At 60.0% G+C, this 19,434-nt stretch carries 24 protein-coding genes; 9 read left to right on the top strand and 15 right to left on the bottom strand.

The genetic code is table 11. The features are described from left to right. Positions 1-4: 4 nt before the first annotated feature. The 3 genes from cysT to B9Z41_RS14975 are packed head-to-tail and all read left to right on the top strand — an operon-like array spanning position 5 to position 2,882. Positions 5-859: a sulfate ABC transporter permease subunit CysT gene (gene cysT, locus B9Z41_RS14985; RefSeq protein WP_100147892.1), complete on the top strand. Its 855-nt coding sequence runs from the start codon at positions 5-7 to the stop codon at positions 857-859. Next, a complete protein-coding gene (cysW, locus tag B9Z41_RS14980) occupies positions 856-1,797 on the top strand; it encodes a sulfate ABC transporter permease subunit CysW (protein WP_100147891.1) in 942 nt (313 codons plus the stop codon). Before cysT ends, cysW begins: the two co-directional genes overlap by 4 nt. After that, positions 1,794-2,882 (top strand): sulfate/molybdate ABC transporter ATP-binding protein, encoded by a 1,089-nt coding sequence (locus B9Z41_RS14975; protein WP_100147890.1) that lies wholly within the window; start codon positions 1,794-1,796, stop codon positions 2,880-2,882. The genes cysW and B9Z41_RS14975 overlap by 4 nt, the downstream gene beginning before the upstream one ends. A gap of 5 nt (positions 2,883-2,887) precedes the next feature. Here B9Z41_RS14975 and B9Z41_RS14970 read toward each other — a convergent pair whose 3' ends face one another. Genes B9Z41_RS14970 through B9Z41_RS14955 form a run of 4 tightly spaced genes read right to left on the bottom strand, consistent with a single transcriptional unit; the run spans position 2,888 to position 5,004 of the window. After that, positions 2,888-3,793: a dienelactone hydrolase family protein gene (locus B9Z41_RS14970; RefSeq protein ID WP_100147889.1), complete on the bottom strand. Its 906-nt coding sequence runs from the start codon at positions 3,791-3,793 to the stop codon at positions 2,888-2,890. Further along, the gene (locus B9Z41_RS14965; protein ID WP_100147888.1) at positions 3,790-4,233 is read right to left on the bottom strand and encodes a YeeE/YedE family protein; all 444 of its coding nucleotides are present in this window, start codon (positions 4,231-4,233) and stop codon (positions 3,790-3,792) included. Before B9Z41_RS14965 ends, B9Z41_RS14970 begins: the two co-directional genes overlap by 4 nt. 10 nt (positions 4,234-4,243) lie before the next feature. Then, entirely contained in the window at positions 4,244-4,681 is a 438-nt protein-coding gene (locus B9Z41_RS14960) for a YeeE/YedE family protein (RefSeq protein WP_100147887.1), read from the bottom strand. Positions 4,682-4,692: 11 nt separating this feature from the next. Continuing rightward, complete coding sequence (locus tag B9Z41_RS14955; RefSeq protein ID WP_100147886.1) at positions 4,693-5,004, bottom strand: helix-turn-helix transcriptional regulator; 312 nt, start codon at positions 5,002-5,004, stop codon at positions 4,693-4,695. 91 nt (positions 5,005-5,095) lie between these two features. On the opposite strand from B9Z41_RS14955, the gene B9Z41_RS14950 reads away from it, so the two are divergent. Genes B9Z41_RS14950 through B9Z41_RS14935 form a run of 4 tightly spaced genes read left to right on the top strand, consistent with a single transcriptional unit; the run spans position 5,096 to position 8,192 of the window. Further along, entirely contained in the window at positions 5,096-5,971 is an 876-nt protein-coding gene (locus B9Z41_RS14950) for an MBL fold metallo-hydrolase (RefSeq protein WP_233202720.1), read from the top strand. Between the two features lie 17 nt (positions 5,972-5,988). Beyond that, on the top strand, positions 5,989-6,351 hold the full coding sequence (locus B9Z41_RS14945; RefSeq protein WP_100147884.1) for a carboxymuconolactone decarboxylase family protein: 363 nt from the start codon (positions 5,989-5,991) through the stop codon (positions 6,349-6,351). A gap of 1 nt (position 6,352) precedes the next feature. Then, complete coding sequence (locus B9Z41_RS14940) at positions 6,353-6,982, top strand: cyclopropane-fatty-acyl-phospholipid synthase family protein (RefSeq protein WP_100147883.1); 630 nt, start codon at positions 6,353-6,355, stop codon at positions 6,980-6,982. Between the two features lie 28 nt (positions 6,983-7,010). Beyond that, complete coding sequence (locus tag B9Z41_RS14935; protein ID WP_100147882.1) at positions 7,011-8,192, top strand: MFS transporter; 1,182 nt, start codon at positions 7,011-7,013, stop codon at positions 8,190-8,192. 19 nt (positions 8,193-8,211) lie between these two features. Here the strand turns inward: B9Z41_RS14935 and B9Z41_RS14930 are convergent, their stop codons facing one another. Beyond that, positions 8,212-8,415, bottom strand: coding sequence for a DUF2892 domain-containing protein (locus B9Z41_RS14930; RefSeq protein WP_100147881.1), 204 nt, complete (start codon positions 8,413-8,415; stop codon positions 8,212-8,214). Positions 8,416-8,614: 199 nt separating this feature from the next. Here B9Z41_RS14930 and B9Z41_RS14925 point away from each other — a divergent pair, with 199 nt between their 5' ends. Continuing rightward, positions 8,615-9,688 carry an amidohydrolase family protein gene (locus B9Z41_RS14925; RefSeq protein WP_100147880.1) on the top strand — a complete coding sequence of 358 codons (1,074 nt, stop codon included), beginning with the start codon at positions 8,615-8,617 and terminating at the stop codon, positions 9,686-9,688. Positions 9,689-9,740: 52 nt separating this feature from the next. On the opposite strand, the gene B9Z41_RS14920 is transcribed toward B9Z41_RS14925, so the two are convergent. The 9 genes from B9Z41_RS14920 to B9Z41_RS14880 all read right to left on the bottom strand — a co-directional run bounded on the left by B9Z41_RS14920 (position 9,741) and on the right by B9Z41_RS14880 (position 17,365). Then, positions 9,741-10,796, bottom strand: a complete 1,056-nt coding sequence (locus B9Z41_RS14920; protein ID WP_100147879.1) for an isocitrate/isopropylmalate dehydrogenase family protein — start codon at positions 10,794-10,796, stop codon at positions 9,741-9,743. 67 nt (positions 10,797-10,863) lie between these two features. Continuing rightward, complete coding sequence (locus B9Z41_RS14915; RefSeq protein WP_100147878.1) at positions 10,864-11,862, bottom strand: tripartite tricarboxylate transporter substrate binding protein; 999 nt, start codon at positions 11,860-11,862, stop codon at positions 10,864-10,866. Between the two features lie 39 nt (positions 11,863-11,901). Next, positions 11,902-12,861: a tripartite tricarboxylate transporter substrate binding protein gene (locus tag B9Z41_RS14910; protein WP_143474214.1), complete on the bottom strand. Its 960-nt coding sequence runs from the start codon at positions 12,859-12,861 to the stop codon at positions 11,902-11,904. A gap of 31 nt (positions 12,862-12,892) precedes the next feature. Then, on the bottom strand, positions 12,893-13,483 hold the full coding sequence (locus tag B9Z41_RS14905) for a carboxymuconolactone decarboxylase family protein (RefSeq protein WP_100147876.1): 591 nt from the start codon (positions 13,481-13,483) through the stop codon (positions 12,893-12,895). A gap of 9 nt (positions 13,484-13,492) precedes the next feature. Continuing rightward, complete coding sequence (locus B9Z41_RS14900; RefSeq protein ID WP_100147875.1) at positions 13,493-14,104, bottom strand: hypothetical protein; 612 nt, start codon at positions 14,102-14,104, stop codon at positions 13,493-13,495. Between the two features lies 1 nt (position 14,105). Then, positions 14,106-14,630, bottom strand: a complete 525-nt coding sequence (locus tag B9Z41_RS14895) for a carboxymuconolactone decarboxylase family protein (RefSeq protein ID WP_100147874.1) — start codon at positions 14,628-14,630, stop codon at positions 14,106-14,108. A gap of 29 nt (positions 14,631-14,659) precedes the next feature. Continuing rightward, positions 14,660-15,628 carry a tripartite tricarboxylate transporter substrate binding protein gene (locus B9Z41_RS14890; protein ID WP_100147873.1) on the bottom strand — a complete coding sequence of 323 codons (969 nt, stop codon included), beginning with the start codon at positions 15,626-15,628 and terminating at the stop codon, positions 14,660-14,662. 17 nt (positions 15,629-15,645) lie between these two features. Then, positions 15,646-16,458 (bottom strand): SDR family NAD(P)-dependent oxidoreductase, encoded by an 813-nt coding sequence (locus B9Z41_RS14885; RefSeq protein ID WP_100147872.1) that lies wholly within the window; start codon positions 16,456-16,458, stop codon positions 15,646-15,648. A 16-nt stretch (positions 16,459-16,474) separates the two neighbouring features. Then, positions 16,475-17,365 carry an amidohydrolase gene (locus tag B9Z41_RS14880; protein WP_100147871.1) on the bottom strand — a complete coding sequence of 297 codons (891 nt, stop codon included), beginning with the start codon at positions 17,363-17,365 and terminating at the stop codon, positions 16,475-16,477. Positions 17,366-17,476: 111 nt separating this feature from the next. Here B9Z41_RS14880 and B9Z41_RS14875 point away from each other — a divergent pair, with 111 nt between their 5' ends. Further along, positions 17,477-18,367, top strand: a complete 891-nt coding sequence (locus tag B9Z41_RS14875; protein WP_100147870.1) for a LysR substrate-binding domain-containing protein — start codon at positions 17,477-17,479, stop codon at positions 18,365-18,367. Here B9Z41_RS14875 and B9Z41_RS14870 read toward each other — a convergent pair. Beyond that, entirely contained in the window at positions 18,364-19,434 is a 1,071-nt protein-coding gene (locus B9Z41_RS14870) for an aromatic ring-hydroxylating dioxygenase subunit alpha (RefSeq protein ID WP_100147869.1), read from the bottom strand. The genes B9Z41_RS14875 and B9Z41_RS14870 overlap by 4 nt on opposite strands.

The following is a 19,434-nucleotide window of genomic DNA, read 5'->3' as shown; positions in this document are numbered from 1 at the left end:
AGGCATGGCACTCTTTTCTTTGCCACAGCGGCACCGCCCTGCGCGCGTGCTGCCGGGGTTCAACATCACCCTAGGGTTCACGATCACCTACCTCTGCTTGATCGTGCTGATTCCTTTGTCGGCCTTGATCTTCAAAACTTTCACGCTCACGTGGGAGCAGTTTTGGGCTGCTGTCACCGGCCCGCGTGTGATGGCTTCGTACCGCTTGACCTTTGGTGCGTCGCTGGTGGCGGCTTTGGTGAATGTGGTGTTTGGCTTGCTGGTGGCGTGGGTGCTGGTGCGTTACAACTTCTTTGGCAAGAAGGTGGTGGATGCTTTGGTGGACTTGCCGTTTGCACTGCCCACCGCGGTGGCGGGTATTTCGCTGACGGCTTTGCTGGCGGGCAACGGCTGGATCGGTCAGTACCTTGAACCGCTGGGCATTCAGTTGGCGTTCAACCCCAACGGGGTGGTGATTGCCTTGATCTTCATTGGCTTGCCGTTTGTGGTGCGCACGGTGCAGCCGGTGTTGGAAGATGCCGAAAAAGAACTGGAAGAAGCCGCCACGTGCCTGGGCGCCACGCGCTGGCAAATTTTCAGTCGGGTGATTTTTCCGTCCATCGCGCCGGCCTTGTTGACGGGCTTTGCCATGGCCTTTGCGCGCGCCATTGGCGAGTACGGCTCGGTCATTTTCATTGCGGGCAACATGCCCATGGTGTCGGAAATCACGCCACTCATCATCATCGGCAAGCTGGAACAGTATGACTACGCCGGTGCCACTGCGGTGGCGGTCGTGATGCTGGTGATCTCGTTTGTGTTGTTGCTGGTCATCAACGCCTTGCAAGCGTGGCAGCGCCGCCACACCGGAGCATCCGCATGAGTGCCGTGTTGAACCCTTCTTCCACCACGGCTGTGACGGCCAAAGCCCAGCGTGCTGGCACCACCGAGCCCGCTTGGGTGCGCTGGAGTTTGATTGCCCTGGCGCTGTGCTTCATGTTTTTGTTCTTGGTCTTGCCCCTGGCGGCGGTGTTCACCGAAGCCTTGCGCAAGGGCGTAGATGTGTACTGGCAAGCGCTGCAAGAGCCCGATGCGTGGTCGGCCATCCGCTTGACCTTTCTCACCGCCTTGGTCGCCGTGCCTTTGAACTTGGTGTTTGGCGTGGCAGCGGCTTGGGCGATTGCCAAATACGAATTTCCGGGCAAGGCGTTTTTGACCACCTTGGTGGACTTGCCGTTTTCGGTGTCGCCGGTGGTGGCGGGTTTGATTTATGTCTTGATGTTTGGTGCCCAGGGTTGGTTTGGCCCTTGGTTGCAAGCGCATGACATCAAAATTATTTTTGCGGTGCCGGGCATTGTGTTGGCCACGGTGTTTGTGACTTTTCCGTTCATCGCGCGTGAGTTGATTCCGCTCATGCAAGCCCAAGGCAACGACGAAGAGCAAGCGGCCATCGTGCTCGGGGCCACTGGCTGGCAAACCTTTTGGCATGTGACGCTGCCCAACATCAAGTGGGGCCTGATTTACGGCGTCATCTTGTGCAACGCGCGGGCCATGGGCGAGTTTGGCGCGGTGTCGGTGGTGTCGGGTCACATACGGGGCCAAACCAACACCATGCCCTTGCATGTGGAAATTTTGTACAACGAATACCAGTCGGCGGCGGCGTTTGCGGTGGCCTCGCTGTTGGCGCTGCTGGCCTTGGTGACCTTGGCCATCAAGTCGACGGTGGAGTGGCGTCATGCACGTGAACTCAAAGCCTCGGCCGATTTGCCGCCTGAACGCCCCAGTGCGCTAGCCCCTTCTTCCAAGAGCACACAGCCATGAGCATTGAAATCAGAAACATCCACAAGCAGTTTGGCGACTTTCAAGCGCTGGGCGACGTCAGCCTGGACATTGGCTCGGGCGAGCTGATCGCCTTGCTCGGCCCCTCGGGCTGTGGCAAGACCACCTTGCTGCGCATCATTGCGGGTTTAGAGACGGCCGATCGCGGCACGATTTTGTTCAGTGGCGAAGACACCACCCACGTGCACGTGCGTGAGCGCCAAGTGGGGTTTGTGTTCCAGCACTACGCGCTGTTTCGCCACATGACGGTGTTTGAAAACGTGGCCTTTGGCCTGCGCGTCAAACCTCGCAGCGAGCGCCCAAGCGAAGCGCAAATCAAACAAAAAGTGCACGAGCTCTTGAGCCTGGTGCAACTCGATTGGTTGGCCGACCGCTACCCCTCACAGCTATCGGGTGGACAACGCCAACGCATTGCGCTGGCACGTGCCTTGGCGGTGGAGCCCAAGGTGTTGCTGCTCGACGAGCCCTTTGGTGCCTTGGACGCCAAGGTGCGCAAAGAGTTGCGCCGCTGGTTGCGCCGCTTGCACGACGACTTGAACGTCACCACCATCTTCGTCACCCATGACCAAGAAGAAGCGCTGGAAGTGGCCGACCGTGTGGTGGTGATGAACCGTGGCCAGGTGGAGCAGGTGGGCTCACCCCAACAGGTGTGGGAGCACCCGGCCAGCCCGTTTGTCTATGGCTTTTTGGGTGATGTGAATTTGTTTCATGGCCGTGCCCATGAAGGCGAGATGCACATTGGCATCGAAGGCCAGACGGTGCGTGTGGCCAGTCCCGAGCACCGCGATGTGCAAGACGCCAAAGCCTCGGTGTATGTGCGCCCACATGACCTGGATGTGCGCCGCTACACGCATGGTGACGAGGGCATCGTGGCGCAGCTCACACGCGCCATCGTGGTGGGGCCAACGGCTCGGCTGGAGTTGGTCGCCGTGGAAGGCGACAACCCGTCGCAAGAGCAAATCATCGAAGCGCAAATTCCTGCCGCGCAGTTTTATGACCAAGGCTTTGCCGAAGGCGACACCTTGGTGCTGACGCCGCGCAAGGCGCGGGTCTTTGTAGCGGCGTAGGCGGTTTACAGGTTCTTCGCGAACCACGCCACCGCGCGTTGCCAGCCATCGGTGGCGGGGCCTGCGCGGTAGCTGGCGCGGTAGTCGGCATGAAACGCGTGGGGGGTGTCTGGGTACACCACGAAGTCGCTGGCCTTGGCGGCGGCGTTGCCTTGTGCCCCGGCTTGGGCCAACGCGGCTTTCATGCGGTCGACCGAGGCCACGGGAATGCCCGTGTCCGCCGCGCCATACAAACCCAGCACCGGGGCTTTGAGTTGAGCGGCTTGTTCAATCGGGTGGCTGGGGTTGATGGGGCTGGTTTGGCCCTCCAAGCGACCGTACCAAGCCACACCGGCTTTGACGCTGGGGTTGCGTTGTGCGTACAACCAGGTAATGCGACCGCCCCAGCAAAACCCAGTGATGCCAATGCGTTGCGTGTTGCCGCCTTGCCCACCGGCCCAGGCCACACAGGCGTCTAAGTCGCCCATCACTTGGGCATCGGGGACTTTGGCAATGACTTCGGCTTGCAGTTTGGCAATTTCGCCGTAGCTGCTGGCGTCACCCTGGCGGATGAACAACTCGGGGGCAATGGCCAGGTAGCCTTCTTTGGCCAGACGGCGGGTCACATCGGCGATGTATTCGTGCACGCCAAAAATTTCCGAAATCACCAGCACCACCGGCAGGTTGGTTTTGCCTGCTGGCGCCGAGCGGTAGGCCGGCATCTTGAACCCGTTGACGTCTATCACCACCTCGCCAGTCACCAAGCCTTCGCTGGAGGTTTTGATGGCGGTTTGTGCCATCAGGGGCATGGCCGCTGCGGCATAGCCCAGCCCCAAGGCAGTTTGCAAGGCCAGGCGGCGTGTGGGCGCTGTGGTGCTGGCGTCGGTGCTGTTGAGCAAGGCTTGGCTGTCTTGGATCAGGTTAGTGTTCATGGTGGACTTTCTGTTGAAGAGGAGGGGGGATAGAAGCGCTGAATACTTTCGTAAGCGATCATGCCAAAGATCATGGCAATCACAAATGCCACAGCCTTTTCTTGACCCGAAACCAAGGTTACCAACGCTGGCCCAGGGCAAAAACCAGCCAAACCCCAGCCCACCCCAAAGACCAGGCTGCCCACCACAACGCGGCGGTCTATCTTTTCGGACGCAGGCCACGCGAAGTGTTGACCCAGCACCGGATGGTTGCGCCGTTTGGCCCAGGCAAAGGCAAAGACGCCCACGCCGACGGCGCCACCCATGACCAAAGCGAGTGACGGGTCCCACAAGCCAGTCACATCTAAAAAACCAATCACTTTGCCTGGGTCGGTCATGCCCGACAGCATGAGCCCCACGCCAAACAACAGGCCTATCAAAAATTCACTGATGCGATGCATGTGTTTCTCCTCACAGCCAGTGCCCGAGCACAAACACCACGGCAAACCCTGCCGCCATGAACACCCCCGTGGCCACCATGGAGCGCGGGGACAGACGTGACAAACCACACACGCCGTGTCCACTGGTGCAGCCCGATGCATAGCGGGTGCCCAGGCCCACCAACAGTCCCGCCACGATGACCATGCCTGTGCTGGCGTCAATACGCGGGCTTTTGATCCACTGCGCGGGCGCCACCCGTTGCACCACCCAGGGTGCTGCCAGCAGCCCCAGTAAAAAGCTGATGCGCCAAGAGGTGTCACCACGCGTGGGTGGCAGCAGCCCGCCCACGATGCCGCTGATGCCCAAGATGCGTCCATTGAGCACAATGAACAGGGCCGAGGCCAAGCCCAGCAGCACGCCACCGGCCAGCGAGGTCCAGGGCGTGAAATGGTTCCAGTCGAGGGTCATGGTGTGGTCTTTCAGGGGGTGCAGAAGTTGGCATACAGCACGTGCATGACGGCCAATGCTTCTTGGCTGGTGATTTGGTAATAAATGTTTTTGCCTTCACGGCGCGTGCTCACCAAGCCCTCGTTGCGCAGCACCCCGAGTTGTTGCGAGAGGGTGGGTTGCACGATGCCCAACAGCTCTTCGAGTTCGCTGACGCATTTCTCGCCCTCGGTCAGTTGGCACAGCAGCAGCAAGCGGTCGGCATTGGACAGCACCTTCATCAACCGACAGGCTTGATCAGCCGATTGATGCATGCTGGCGAGATCAAAGGTTTTTTTCTTCATGACAAATTGAGGGCGACTAATTTTTTAGTATATTAAAAAACATATACAAAAAATGTATATTGATAGAAGGCTTTCCTCTAAGATCACCCGCATGCCAGCTCCGATGTTTCAGCCCCAAGTCCAAGGTTTCTTTGACCCAGTGACATGCACCGTGACTTACGTGGTGCATGAGGGGGCAGGATCGGCATGCGCCATCATCGACTCGGTGTTGGACTACGACCCCAAGTCAGGCCGCACCCACCACACCAGCGCAGACCGGGTGATCGACTTTGTGCGGCAGCACCAGTTGCAGGTGGTTTGGGTATTGGAAACCCATGCCCATGCCGACCACCTGAGTGCTGCTGCATACCTGAAGGCGCAGTTGGGCGGTCGCACTGCGATTGGGGCCCACATCACGGCGGTCCAAAAGGTGTTCAAAAAATTGCTGCATTTGGAGCCGGGCTTGAAGGTGGATGGCTCGCAGTTTGACCACCTGCTCCAAGCCGGTGAGACGATGGCCGTGGGCCGTGTGATGGGCACTGTCTTGAGCGTGCCCGGGCATACCCCGGCCTGTGTGGCCTACCAGTTTGGCGATGCGGTGTTTGTGGGCGACACCTTGTTCATGCCCGATGTGGGCACCGCGCGTTGCGACTTTCCGGGTGGCGATGCCAAGGCGCTGTACGCCTCGGTGCAACAGCTGCTGAGCTTGCCAGCCGACACGCGCTTGTTCATGTGCCATGACTACCCGCCCAACGATCGCCCTGTGGCATTTCAAACCACGGTCGCTGAACAGCGCGCCCACAACATCCATGTGCACGACGGCGTGACTGAGACCGAGTTTGTGGCCATGCGCACACAACGCGATGCGGGTTTGGAGATGCCGGTGCTGATATGGCCCGCGGTGCAAGTCAACATCCGTGCCGGTGACATGCCGCCTGCCGAAGCCAATGGGCTGTCGTATTTGAAGATTCCTGTGAATGCTGTTTGATTTTTAAGGTTCTGACCATGAGTTCTTTTGACCACCCCACGTTGATTCAAAACATCAGCCAATCCATGGGCGCTTTGCGCAAAGCCCAACCCGAGGCCATGCAAGGCTTTGGGCAATTGGCCAAAGCGGCCATGGCGGGCGGTGCCATCAGCGAGAAGCACAAAGAGCTGATCGCTTTGGCGATTGGCATCACACAACACTGTTCGGGCTGCATTGGCTTTCATGTCAAAGCCTTGCGTCGTCTCGGCTGCACGCGCCAAGAGCTGGAGGAAATGTTGGCGGTCACGGTCTACATGGGCGGTGGCCCGGGCTTGATGTACGCGTCAGAAGCCCTGACCGCTTGGGACGCGTTTGCGCCTGCCGCCGAGGCACAGGCTTGATATGGCAACGTTCACCAACCCACTAGAGCGCTGGCAGCACCGTTTTGACATTGAGGGCTATTTGTTTGGCGAGCAGCCCAATGCCTACTTGGCGCGCCAACAGCGCCACCTCCAACCCGGCTCGGCCTTGTCGGTGGCCGATGGCGAGGGACGCAACAGCGTCTGGCTGGCCAAGCAGGGCTTGCAGGTCGATGCGTTTGACTTTTCATCCAACGCTGTGATCAAGGCCCATCAATTGGCCCAAGCGCACCAGGTGCAGGTGAACTTTCAGTGCAGCGACTGGCAGTCGTTTGCGTGGCCGCCAGCGCGTTACGACAACGTGGTGGGCATCTTCTTTCAGTTTGCCGGCCCCGATCAGCGTGCGCAGTTGTTTGCACGCATGGACAGGTGTTTGAAGCCCGGTGGCGTGTTGGTGATTCAGGGCTACAGCACCGCGCAGCTCAGGTTCAACACCGGAGGCCCGGGTGAACTCGACCACTTGTACGACGAAGCGTTGATGCGTGCCTCGTTTCCTGGCTACGAGGTGCTGGATCTGCAAACCTACGAAGCCTCTATTGCCGAGGGCAGCGCGCACAACGGCATGTCAGGCCTGTTGGGCTTTGTCGCCAAGAAGCCATTGCTGGGCGATTGAGCACCGCAACTCAGCTATAACCTAGACCATGAACCGTCACCTTTTATTGCTTGCCATCGCCCAGGGCTTGTTCCTGACCAACAACGTCACCTTCATCGCCATCAACGGCCTGGTCGGGTTGAGCTTGGCCCCGGTGGGCTGGATGGCCACCTTGCCTGTGATGGGCTATGTGGTGGGTGGGGCGCTCAGCACGGGTTTGGTGGCCAAGTCGCAGCAACGGTTTGGGCGCAAAGGTTCGTTTCAGTTGGGACTCTTGGTAGCTCTGCTGTCGGCGGGTCTGGGCGCTTGGGCGGTGTTGACCCAGTCGTTTTGGTTGCTGGTGGTGACCACTTTTGTGGCCGGTTACTACAGCGCCAATGCGCAGCTGTACCGCTTTGCCGCAGCTGAGTTGACCACGGTGGACTACCGCGAAAAAGCTGTCTCTCTGGTGATGGCGGGCGGTTTGATTGGGGCCATCGTGGGCCCCAATTTGGCGATGTACACCAAGAACTTGTTGGCGTTTCCATTCGCTGGTGCTTATGTGGCGCTGGCCTTGGTGGCCGTGGTGTCGATGGGCGTGATGGCGTTCATTGAGTTTCCACCTGCCCCTGTGGCGTCAAGCACCGATCAGCCGGGACGTCCTTTGGGTGTGATCATGCGGCAACCTGTTTTTGTGGTGTCTGCCCTGTGCGCGGCGCTGGGCTATGGCGTGATGAATTTGTTGATGGCCGCCACGCCCTTGGCCATGCAGGTGTGCAGCTTGCCGTTTTCAGACACAGCGTGGGTATTGCAGTGGCACGTGATTGGCATGTTTGCCCCAGGCTTTGTGACGGGGCATTTGATCAAGCGCTTTGGCGTGCTGCCTGTGATGGGCGTGGGCGTGCTGCTGAACTTTGCCTGCATTGCGGTGGCGTTGTCGGGCGCAGAACTGAACCAGTTCCTGGTGGCTTTGTTCTTGTTGGGCGTGGGTTGGAACTTCCTGTTCACAGGCAGCACCACTTTGTCCATGTTGTCCTACACCCCACAAGAAAAAAACCGTGCCCAGGCCGCCATCAACTTCTGTGTGTTTGCCACCATGGCCGTCACATCGTTTGCGTCGGGGGCCTTGGTCACGACCCAAGGTTGGGCGTGGTTGAACTGGGGCTCACTGCTGCCCGTCGCCCTGGCAGGCCTGGGGCTGCTGTGGTTGCGTGGGTCTGGTCACTTGAAGCCCAAGCTCGCCTCTGCCTGATGTCTGCTGGGCGTGTCTGTTAGGTGGGGTGGTTGTCTTTCATGGGGCAGGTGTTGATGCCCAGCAAGGTGTATACCCCGCAAAAACTGAACACGCCCGTGGCCAGCACGATCAGGCCCAGATAGCCCCATGCGCCGATGGTGTGGGTGAGTGCTAGGGCCACCAGCACGGCGCCCACGACGATGCGCAAAACGCGGTCAATACCGCCAACATTTGATGTCATACATTTCTCCGATGAAGCGTTGAGCCAATACAGGCATTGCATTGGATCGCTTCATCATGCGCCTTCCCTTGAGGCATATCAAGAGATGCTTATATTTGAATCAGTCGCCCGAGGGACTGGGCACTGGTGCCAACCCCATGGGCAAGCACGAGCTCTTCTGGCAAAGTCGCGCTAACTTTGTCAGACCCAGGAGACTTTTGTGGCACAGCGCTTTCATCCCCAAGACGGTTGCAACCAATGCACCCCACGCCGTGGCTTTTTGACGGGCCTGCTGGCCGCTGGTGCGGCTGCGGTGTTGCCATCGTGCGCCACCTCGTCCAAAGACGCACCCCTGCCCAGCGTGGCCAAACGCTCGCTGGTGGATGTGCACCACCACGTGTGGGCGCCCGCGTTTTTGAAAGAGCTGGAAACCCGCAAACTGGCTGAACCGCCGGCACGCAATTGGTCGCTCAACAAAACGCTCGATGACATGGCCCAAGCAGGCGTGACGTATTCGATCACCTCACCCACCACACCTGCAGCCAGCTTTGGCGATGCGGCCACCATGCGCGCCATGGCCCGCGTGAGCAACGAATACGGTGCCCAGCTGGCGCGTGACTACCCCAGTCAATTTGGTTTCTTTGCCACCCTGCCCATGCTCGACGTAGATGGCGCCTTGGCCGAGATTGCCTACAGCGTGGACGTGCTCAAGGCCAACGGCATTGCCATGCTCACCAGCTACGACGGCAAATGGTTGGGCGACAAGGCGTTTGCGCCCATCATGGACGAGATCAACCGCCGCAAGCTGGTGGTCTACACCCACCCATCCAACCCCAAGTGCTGCGGCAACTTGCAAGAAGGTGTGCCGGGCTCGACCATCGAGTTCGCCACCGACACCACCCGCACCATCACCAGCTTGTTGTTCAGCGGCACGGCCACGCGCTGCAAAGACATCAAGTTCATCTTCTCGCATGCGGGGGGCACCATGCCATTCTTGGTGGAGCGCCTGACCATGCTGCCCAAGCTCAATGCCAACTTCGGCAAGATCTTGCCCAGCGACCAAGTGCTGCCGACCCTGCGCAGCTTCTACTACGACACGGCGCAAGCCTCGCACCCTGGTGCGCTGCTGTCGCTCTTGAACCTGGTGGATGTGTCGCAGGTGGTGTTTGGCACCGACTTCCCGTACCGCACCTCACTCGACCACGTCAAAGGCCTCATGGCCATGGGCTTCAGCATGAACGACCTGACGGCCATTGAAAGCCGCAATGCCCAGCGCTTGCTGGGACGTGCCTGAACATCGCCTTTGAGGCCAGCACAAACGCCACCCTCGGGTGGCGTTTGTGTTTTCAACCCAAGCGTTTCACCACGGCCTGACCGGTGGCGTGCGTGCCCAATTTGCCGCCCACGTCGCGCGTGCATTCGCCATTGGCAATGCAGTCTTCCACGGCTTGGTCGATGGCTTGTGCGGCCTGCAAGTAAGCGGCGTTACCTGAGCGCTGGGCGTGCCAGCTCAGCAACATGGAGGCCGACAACACCAGCGAGAACGGGTTGGCAATGTCTTGGCCCGCAATGTCGGGGGCCGAGCCATGTGCCGCTTGGCCCATGGCGTTGTTCAAGCCCGCGTTCAAAGAGCCGCCGAGCCCCAAGCTGCCTGAGAGTTCTGCGGTGAGGTCCGACAAGATGTCACCAAACATGTTGGTGGTCACGATCACGTCAAAGCGTGCCGGTGCGCGCACCACGTGGGCCATCATGGCGTCGACGATGAAATCGTCCACCGTCACCTCGGGAAAATCTTTGGCCACGCGGTGACAGGCATCCAAAAACATGCCATCGGTGACTTTGAGCACATTGTGTTTGTGCACCAGGGTCAGGTGGCGCTTGCGTTGCATGGCCAGTTCAAACGCGCTGCGTGCAATGCGCTCGCAGCATTCGCGGGTGATGCGACGCAGCGAAATGGCGACGTCGGGTGTGACCAAGATTTCGCTGTTGCCCGACTCCACGTTGCGGTCGGCATAAAAGCCCTCGGTGTTTTCGCGCACCACCACCAAGTCAAAGGCTGAGGTGATGGTTTTCACGCCGGGGTAGGTGCGTGCCGGGCGGATGTTGGCAAACAGGTCCAGGCTTTTGCGGAAAAACTTGGAGGGGTTGATTTCGCCTTTGGCTTCGTCTTTGAAGTCGTAGGTGGCCATGGGGCCGAGCATCAGGCCATCGGCGTTTTTGACTTTCTCCAACAGCGCAGGGGTCACGGTGGCGCCGTGTTGCTGCAAGCTGGCGTGGCCGGCGATGTCGTGCATCAACTCCAGGCCAAGGTTGAAGCGTTTGGAGGCGGCTTGCAGCACATCGACGGTGACCGCCATGGTTTCGGGGCCAATGCCATCGCCGGGTAAAACAACAATTTTCATAAACAACTTATCGGTGGGTCAAAAGGAAAGAGGAGGATGAACAAACAAGCGAGATCGCTTATGCGGGTCACTGTTCAAGTTTCAGGTCGGCATCTTTGATGAGCTTTTCAAACTTCACCGCTTCGCTGCGCACGTAGTCGGCAAATTCAGCGGGCGTGTTTTTGGGCACCGCCACGTTGTCGCTCTCCAGACGGCTGCGAATCTCAGGCATGGCCAGCACGCTGTTGACATCGCGGTTCAAGCGCTCAATCACCTCTACAGGTGTGCCTGCTGGCGCAAACAAGCCGCCCCACAAGGTGTAGCTAAAGCCTGGCAAGCCCGCCTCGGCCACGGTGGGCACGTTGGGCAAAGAGTTCATGCGGCGGGTGGTGGTCACGCCCAGTGCTTTAAGCTTGCCGCCTTTGATTTGGGGCATGGCCGCTGAAGCGCTGCTGAAGAAGGCTTGCAAGCGACCTGCCATCAGGTCGGACATCAAGGGGCCCACGCCTTTGTAGGGCACGTGGACCATGTTGAGCTTGGCCCCGAGGGCCAAGGCCACGGCGGACAGGTGGCCTGGCGTGCCCGCACCGACCGAACCGTAGCTGAACTCGCCAGGTTTGGCGCGTGCCATTTGGATGAATTCAGCCACGGTGTTGTAAGGGGCATCGGCGGGTGCCAGCATGACCAGAGGCGCATTGCCAATCAGCACCACCGGCACCAGTTCTTTCATGGGGTCGTAGCCCAGGTCTTTCATGAGCACGCGGTTGACGGTGATCTCACCGGTCTGACCCAGGAACAAGGTGTAGCCGTCGTTTTTGGCTTTGGCCGCGATGCGTGTACCCACCGTGCCGGAGACGCCCGGTTTGTTGTCGACCACCACGGCTTGTTTGTAGATCGTGGACAGCTTGTCGCTGACCAAGCGTGCAAACACATCGCCTTGGCCGCCGGGGGCGTAGGCCACGATGACAGTGACAGGTTTGTTGGGGTAATCGTTGTCGGCCGCTTGTGCCAATGACAGGCCCAGCGTGGCCAGCAGTGCTGTGGCCCAAAGGCGCGTGAGCAGGTGGCGTTTAGGAACGTGGTTCATGTGTGTCTCTCAGGGTGTTGATAGGTGTGTTGATACGGGTTATTCGGGTTTGATGTTGCCGTCTTTGACGACGCGGCTCCACAAGGCCAATTCTTGTTTGAGCAAGGTGTCGAGTTCGCCGGCGCTGGAGCTGGCCGACTGCATGCCCAATTTGGCAAAGCGTTCGCGCACATCGGGGCGTTGCAAAATGGTTTTCAAATCAGCGTTCATTTTCTCCACCACCGCCGTGGGTGTTTTGGCCGGCAAAAAGAAGGCAATCCAGATGGTGGTCACGTAGCCGGGCACACCTTGTTCGCTGATGGTGGGCAGGTCAGGCAACTCGGGGTGACGTTTGGCGCTGGCAATGCCCAGCGCCTTGACGCGGCCTGCCTTGATGTTGGGCACTGCCGAGTTGAAGGCATCGAACATCAGCTGCAAATGGCCAGCCAACAAGTCTTGGGCTGCCGGCCCCTGGCCCTTGTAGGGCACATGCGAGAGCTGCGTCTTGGTCATGTGGGCAAACATCTCGGCACCCAGGTGGTAGGTGCTGCCAATGCCCGAGGAGCCGTAAAACAGTTTGCCGGGGTTGTCTTTGGCGTAACGGATGAACTCTTGCACATTGTTGGCAGGCACCGAGGGGTGTACCACCAAGATGTTTTCAATCGTGGCGATCAGGCTCACCGGCGCAAAGTCGCGCACGGGGTCGAACGAGAGTTTGGGCATAAGCGCTGGGTTGGCCGCCATGATGCTGCTGGTGCCAAACAAAATCGTCTGGCCATCAGCAGGCGCACGCGCCACATACTCGGCCCCAATGGCGCCGGTGGCACCCACGCGGTTGTCCACGATCACGGGCTTGCCCATGGCTTCGGACAGCAGCGGCGCAATCACCCGTGCCGCGATGTCGGTGGGGCCACCCGTGGCAAACGGCACCACCAAGCGCACGGTGTTGCTTTGTGCCCAAGCTTGGGCTGCACACAGCAACAGGCCCATCAAACTGATCTTCCAAGTCGGTTGGCGCATGACAAACTCCTGGTTGAACACGTGACAGAACTCAGCTCAGCAAACGTTGGCGAATGTCCAGCGGTGACATGACCTCCAAGGGCTCTGCGCCCCCGTTGGGAATGCCCACTTGGGTGGCGTTGAGCAACATCGACACCATCACATAGGTGCCTGAGAGCACGGTGAGGTCGACCACCGCTTGCTCGCCCAGGCTGTGGATGGCGCGTTGCCACAGGTCGTCGGGCACGCGGTGGTTCAGGCTGAGCTGGATGCAAAAGTCATACACCAAGGCCTCGTCGTCTTGCATGCCTTGCGGGCGTTGGCATTGACGCAGCTGTTCAATGATGGCGGGTGATAAACCGGCTTTTTGCGCAATCGGGTCGTGCGCCCACCACTCGTATTGCGCATTGGCAATGCGGGCCTGGATGAGGATGGCAAATTCGTTCAAGCGTTTGCTGACCGAGGTTTTGAAGCGCAGGTAATCCAGAAAGTCAAAGCAGCGCCGCGCCATGTCGGGGCTGCGCAGCAAGGCGTTGTAGGGACCACCCAGTGCCGCGCTGGAGACTTTGAGGATGTCGTCGGCCAGTGGCTGGACCTCGGGGGCGAGGTCTTCGTAGCGCAGTTGCGAGAAGCGTTCGGTCATGGGCAGTCCTCAGGCGTTGGGGTTTTCAAACATGGTGCGCAGCGTGTTCACAAAGTGTGGGCGGCATTTGTCGCTCCACGCGGTGCCACGCACAGCCAGCCACGGGGGGGAGCCCAGCGTCTCCTTGCTCGCCAGGTCGTAGCAGGCGAAAGAGTAGGGCGCGTGGTCGAGGTTGACCAGGCGGCGCGCCAAGATGCAGCCTGGCACACGGGCCAGGCCGGGCATGTGTTCTTGGTCGTACCAGTTGAAGATCTCTGCTTGCCAGCCGTCGTCGGTGTCGGTTTCGACCACATAGTGCACGCCGGGTGTGTCGCCAAAGCTGGCGCCTTCACAGCGCAGCATTTCACGTAGGCGCGACACCTCGGCACTGTGGCCTGTCAAGGCATGCCAGCGTTTTTCAAACGCCACACAGTCGCTGAGGGCTAGCTCGGTGGCTTGGGGCAGGTGCAGGTAGATGTGGTGCATGGGCTGGCCGTTCTCGGCATTGGCCGTGGCCACACTTTGCACCCTGGCTTGTGCCAAGGGGGTGTCTGCCATGGTGTCGTGCCAGCGTGCCACGGTGCCTGGCGGGTACGGGTGGCTGGTTTTCAGCAGCAAGGCGTCACACAGTTGTGTTGGCATGTCAGTGCCCAATGTGCAACGCGACCAACACACGCGAGACCATGTTGTAGGCCCCGATGGTGATGCACAAGTCGAGCAGCGCCTGGCCTTGGAAGTGTTCATGGATGCGGGCAAACAAGGGCTCGGGCACGTCGATGTCGCGGGTCATGGTGTCGGTGAGCTCGAGCACCAGTTGCTCCAGCTCGGTGAACTGTGACGAGATGGGTGTTTCTTTCACGGCCTCGACTTTGTGCGCAGCCATGCCTTCTTTCAAGGCGAAGGGCACGTGGGCATCAAACTCGTAATGCGCACGGTTGAGCACGGCCACGCGCAAGATCACCAGCTCGCGTAAATCGCCAGGCAAGCTGTTGCGCTGACGCACGGCGCGGGTGAACTCTTCCCAACCTTGGGCCATGTCGGGGCTGTTGAGCAGGTATTGGTAGAGCGGCGTGACCTTGCCGCGTTTGGCCACGATCTTGGCTTCGAGTTCAGCCAGTTCAGGGCGTGTGCCAGGCGTGATGGGGGTGATGCGTGCAGTGTGTGTCATGGTGTGTGTGCGTGTGGATGTTGGAGGTGTCAGTCCGCGGTGATTTTCTTGAGGCGAATCACACGGCCCCACTTGGCCATGTCGTTTTTCAGCAGAGTGCTCAGCTCGGTTGGGCTGGTGGCGGCAGGCTCGGCGCCCGAGGCAATCAGCTTGCTGCGCACGCTCTCGCTCGCAAGGGTGCGACGCACGGCTTGGTTGAGGCGTTCAAGCTCTGCGGGGGGGGTGTTCTTGTGCGCAAACAAGGCATACCAGTTGTCCGAGTCCACGCCGGGCACACCAATTTCCTGGAAGGTTTTGACATCGGGGAACAGGGGGTGACGGCGTGTGGCCGCAATCGCCACCGGCTTGAGCTTGCCGTTGCGCACTTGGCCCATCAGGCCGGGAATGTCGCCAAAGAAACCATCCACATGGCCAGCCATCACATCGGTGATCGCGGGTGCCGCGCCTTTGTAGGGGATGTGAACCAAGTCGGTGTGGGTGGCGTCAGCCAACAGCTCCATGGCCAAGTGCGGCACGCTGCCGGTGCCAGACGACGCCATGGTCACGCGCTTGAGCTTGGCCGCTGCAATGAACTCTTGCGGGGTGTTGACGGGGTTGTTGGGGTTGACCACCAACATTTCCACGTTGTTCACCACCAACGACACGGGGGCCAAGTCGCGCACTGGGTCGTAGGCGAGGTTGGGGTAGAGCGAGGGGTTGATGGCCACTGCGCCCACACTGGTGAGCCACAAGGTTTGACCATCGGCGGGCGCTTTGAGCATGGTGTCGGCGGCAATCGCGCCGTTGGCCCCGGCTTTGTTTTCGACCATCACTTGGTGGCCCAGTTCTTTGCTCAGTTGATCGGTCAGTGTGCGGGCCACAAAGTCCACCGGACCGCCGGGCGGAAAGGCCACCAAGATGCGAGTGATCTTGGTTTGCGCTGACGCGAAAGTGGCAAAACCTGCCAGCAAACTCAGGGCCAGTAATTTGTGCAGGCCGCGTTTGGTGAAGCGTGTCATGAGAGTCTCCTTGGGGGTTAATCGCAGCGCACGGACATGCCGCCGTCGACAATGATTTCGGTGCCAGTGATGAAGCGTGCCTCATCGCTGGCCAAAAACAGCACGGCGTTGGCCGTGTCTTGGCCGTCGCCCATGAAGGGCAAGGGGATGCGTGATTGGCGCTGGGCCAGCAAGGCCTCGACATCGCCCCCTGAGCGTTGTTTGGCCAAGCGGGTTTCCACCATCGGGGTGTGCAACTGACCCGGCACCACGGTGTTCACGCGCACGCCCTTTTTGGCGTACTGCACCGCAATCACGCGGCCCATTTGAATCACCGCCGCCTTGGTGGCGGCGTAGGCCACTTGGGCCGCGCCTGTCCAGCGGATACCCGAGGTGGACGCCATGTTGACGATGGCACCAGACCCTTGTGCTTCCATCAGCGGGAGCACATGCTTGCAGGTCAAAAACACGCTGGTGAGGTTGTGGCCAATTTGTGCGTGCCACACCTCTTCGCTCATCTCAACAGGCCCACCGGGTGCCGAGCCGCCGACGTTGTTGATGAGTACATCGATGCGGCCAAATTTTTCGACGGTGGCGCGCACCGCTTGGGCGATGGAATCGCTGCTGGTGACATCACAGGTCATGGAGGAAATTTGGCCTTGGTTGACGCCTGTCACGGCTTGGGCGCGTGAGAGGGTTTCTTCCAGTCGCGCTTGTTCACGGTCAAGCGCCATCACGCGCGCGCCTTCTTGCACCATGCGCACCGAGATGGCCCGGCCATTGCCCCAGCCCGGGCCCACCGAGCCTGCGCCAGTGACCAGCACCACTTTGTCTTGCATACGTCCTGTCATGGGGTGTCCTTGTGGTTCAGTGTTCAAAGCGGTAGAGCGCTTGCGGGTTGTCCACCAACAGCGCTTGCACCAGGGCGGGCGTGGTGGCGATGCGCTGGATGGCGTCAGTCAGCACGCCGTCATCGGGCACGTGGGTGTGGTTGGGGTGAGGCCAGTCACTGCCCCACACGCATTGGGTGGGGAAGGTGTCGACCAAATACTTGGCCAGCGCCACACCGTGTGGGTAAGGCGGCGAGGCCAGAGGAACTTTCTCGTCGATGCGGTCGATGCCGCTGACCTTGACGTGGAACATCGGCTTGTCCAGCAAATGGCACAGCGCCTGGAAGTCGGCATGCTGTGCGCCCAGCGTGGCGTCGACACGGGCCATGTGGTCAATCACCACCGGCACGGCCGACTGTTTGAAGACGTCGCCCAAGGTGTGGATCAAGCTGCTTTCAAAATGCACCTGCAAGTGCATCTGGCAATCGGCCAAGCGGTGGGTGAGGGCAATCAGGGCCTGTGGGTCGGCACCTGCGCCCAAGTGTTTCATGAAGTTAAAGCGCACGCCACGAAAGCCCAGCCCTGCCAAGCGTTGCAACTCAGGCAGACCCACGTCCACAGGTACCAGGGCTACGCCGAGGTAACGACCGCCGCCGGCTTGCAAGGTTTCTTCCACCACGCGGTTGTCCATGCCGTGCACGGCGGATTGCACCACCACGCAGCGCGCAAAGCCCAGGCGCTGGTGCCAGGCAAACAAGGCTTCTTTGGGGGCATCTGCCGGAACTTTTTGCAGCCCAGGCACGTAGGGGAAACGGGCCGTGGGGCCGAACACATGCACATGTGCGTCGCACGCGTGGGCGGGCAGTTGCCAGCCCGGCTGAGACGGGGTGGTCATGTAGGTTTGAACGGGGGTGGGGGTGGGTGTCATGGTGGGTGCAATTTTGGGTGCAATTGCCGCCCTAGAATTGACCTTTTGTAAATATCAGTTATCAGTAAAGCGGATAGTTGAGATGAATGACTGGAAGGGTTTGCGCACCGCATGAACTTGCAACGCTTGGAATACTTTGTAGCGGTCATTGATGCCGGCAGTTTGAGCCGTGCGGCAGCGATTTTGGACATGTCGCAACCGGCCTTGAGCCGACAAATTGCCTTGCTGGAAGAAGAAACCGGTCACCGCTTGTTGACCCGCCACGGCCGTGGCGTGGAGCCCACCGAAACGGGTTTGGCCTTGCTCGGTCATGCACGCGGTTTGTTTGAAGGCGTGGCGCGTGCCAAGGCCGACATGCTTGAGCGCCACAAAAGCCCACACGGTCGTTTGACGATTGGCTTGCCCCCGCGTGTGGCGCACACCATGACGACCGACCTGGTGCAGAGCTTTCGGCAGCAGTTCCCCGACGCGTCCATCAGCATTGCCGAAGGTTTGAGCGTGCCTTTGCGCGAGTGGTTGATTGCTGGGCGTATTGATTTGGCGGTGTTGTTTGACCCGCCCCACTCGCCCCAGTTGACGCTGGAGACCTTGGTGCGGGAAGACCTGGTGTTGATCTCGTCACACGCGCTGCCTGCGCGCATCAAACTGGCCGATGTGGGGCAATACGAGTTGGTGTTGCCCAGCGGCCCACACGCTTTGCGCCAGTTGCTCGAAGACGCAGTGCAACCGCGTGGTGTGATGCTGCGCGTGGTGGCTGAGGTGGACTCGATCCAAACCGTGCTGCCTCTGGTGGCCCGAGGGGTGGCCAACACCGTGTTGCCCGTGAGTGCCTTGAAGTCGTGGCCAAGTCACTTGCCACCGCATGTGGCGCAGATCACCTCACCGCAAATTCGCAACCGCTTCACGGTGGCGGTGCCCAAGGCGCGACCCGCCACCCAGCTCACGCGCTATGGCTTGGAGCTGCTGCGCCGTTTGGTGCAGCAGCATTACGGTTCCCACTAAGCCTTGGACTCGTTGGCCAGCAAGCGCTCGACCACGCGCTTGGCGCGGTTGGGACCGACGTCGACGTGGATGTCGAGTTGCGGCGGATGGCCAAAGCGTTGCTGGTTTTGCCATTGCGCTTCGATGATGACTTTGTCTTCTAGAAAGGTGGCGGCGGTTTGTTGGACCACCAGATCGACGATGTTGTCTTTGTCGGGGTGCGGGTTGGTGGCAATGGTCCAGAAGTAATGCGTGGTGGTGTCGGTCTCTGGCGTCACGCCGTGCAAGCCGCGCATGTGAAAGCCTTCACGGTTAGGGTCGTCGTAGCTGCCCGAGCCCACATCCATGGCACCGGTCCAGATCAGCTCATGTGTGACATGAAATGCCACCTCTTGCCAGCGGTCCACCCGGCCTTTGAACGGCCAGGCTGCGGTGTAGGTCGGTGGTGGTTCTGAGTTGGGCATCAAGCGCGTGACCTTGACCACATCGCCTTCTTGGCTCACGGTCAGCTTCGCGTTCATGTGGATGGCGGGATTGCCACCAATCGTTTTGGTGTGGACGTAACCCAGGTGGCTCAAGTCCAGCAGGTTTTCGTGGATCAGCATGTAGGGCGCGTCGTAGTGGTAGCAGTCGCCGCCAAATTTGTACTTGGGGTCGCTGTGCACCGGGTAGGCGGGTGGTTCATCTTGGGGGCTGGCATCGGGCGTGTCGCCTACCCACACCCACAAAATTTGGTCTTTCTCGCGCAAGGGGTAAGACACCACTTTGGCCTTGGCCGGAATTTTGTCTTGGCCCGGAATCTCTACACACGTGCCTTCGTGTGAGTACAGCAGTCCGTGGTAGCCGCAGCGCAAGCCGCGCCCCTCGACCTTGCCGCATGACAAGGGCAAGTCTTTGTGGCAGCAGCGGTCTTGCAGCGCCGCCACCTGCCCGTCGGGGGTGCGAAACAACACCATGGCCTTGCCCAGCAGGGTGCGTGCCACAGGCTGGTCTTTCAGCTCCCAAGAAAAACCAGCGATCCACCACCGGTTCAAGGGAAAGGTTCGGGTGTGTCGTGTCAGATGAACCGGTTGTATGGGGGCATTCAT

Source organism: Limnohabitans sp. JirII-31, from assembly GCF_002778315.1.
Lineage (GTDB): Bacteria > Pseudomonadota > Gammaproteobacteria > Burkholderiales > Burkholderiaceae_C > Limnohabitans.
Note: the sequence above shows the minus strand (reverse complement) of the source record. Positions and strands in the feature narration are given on the sequence as shown.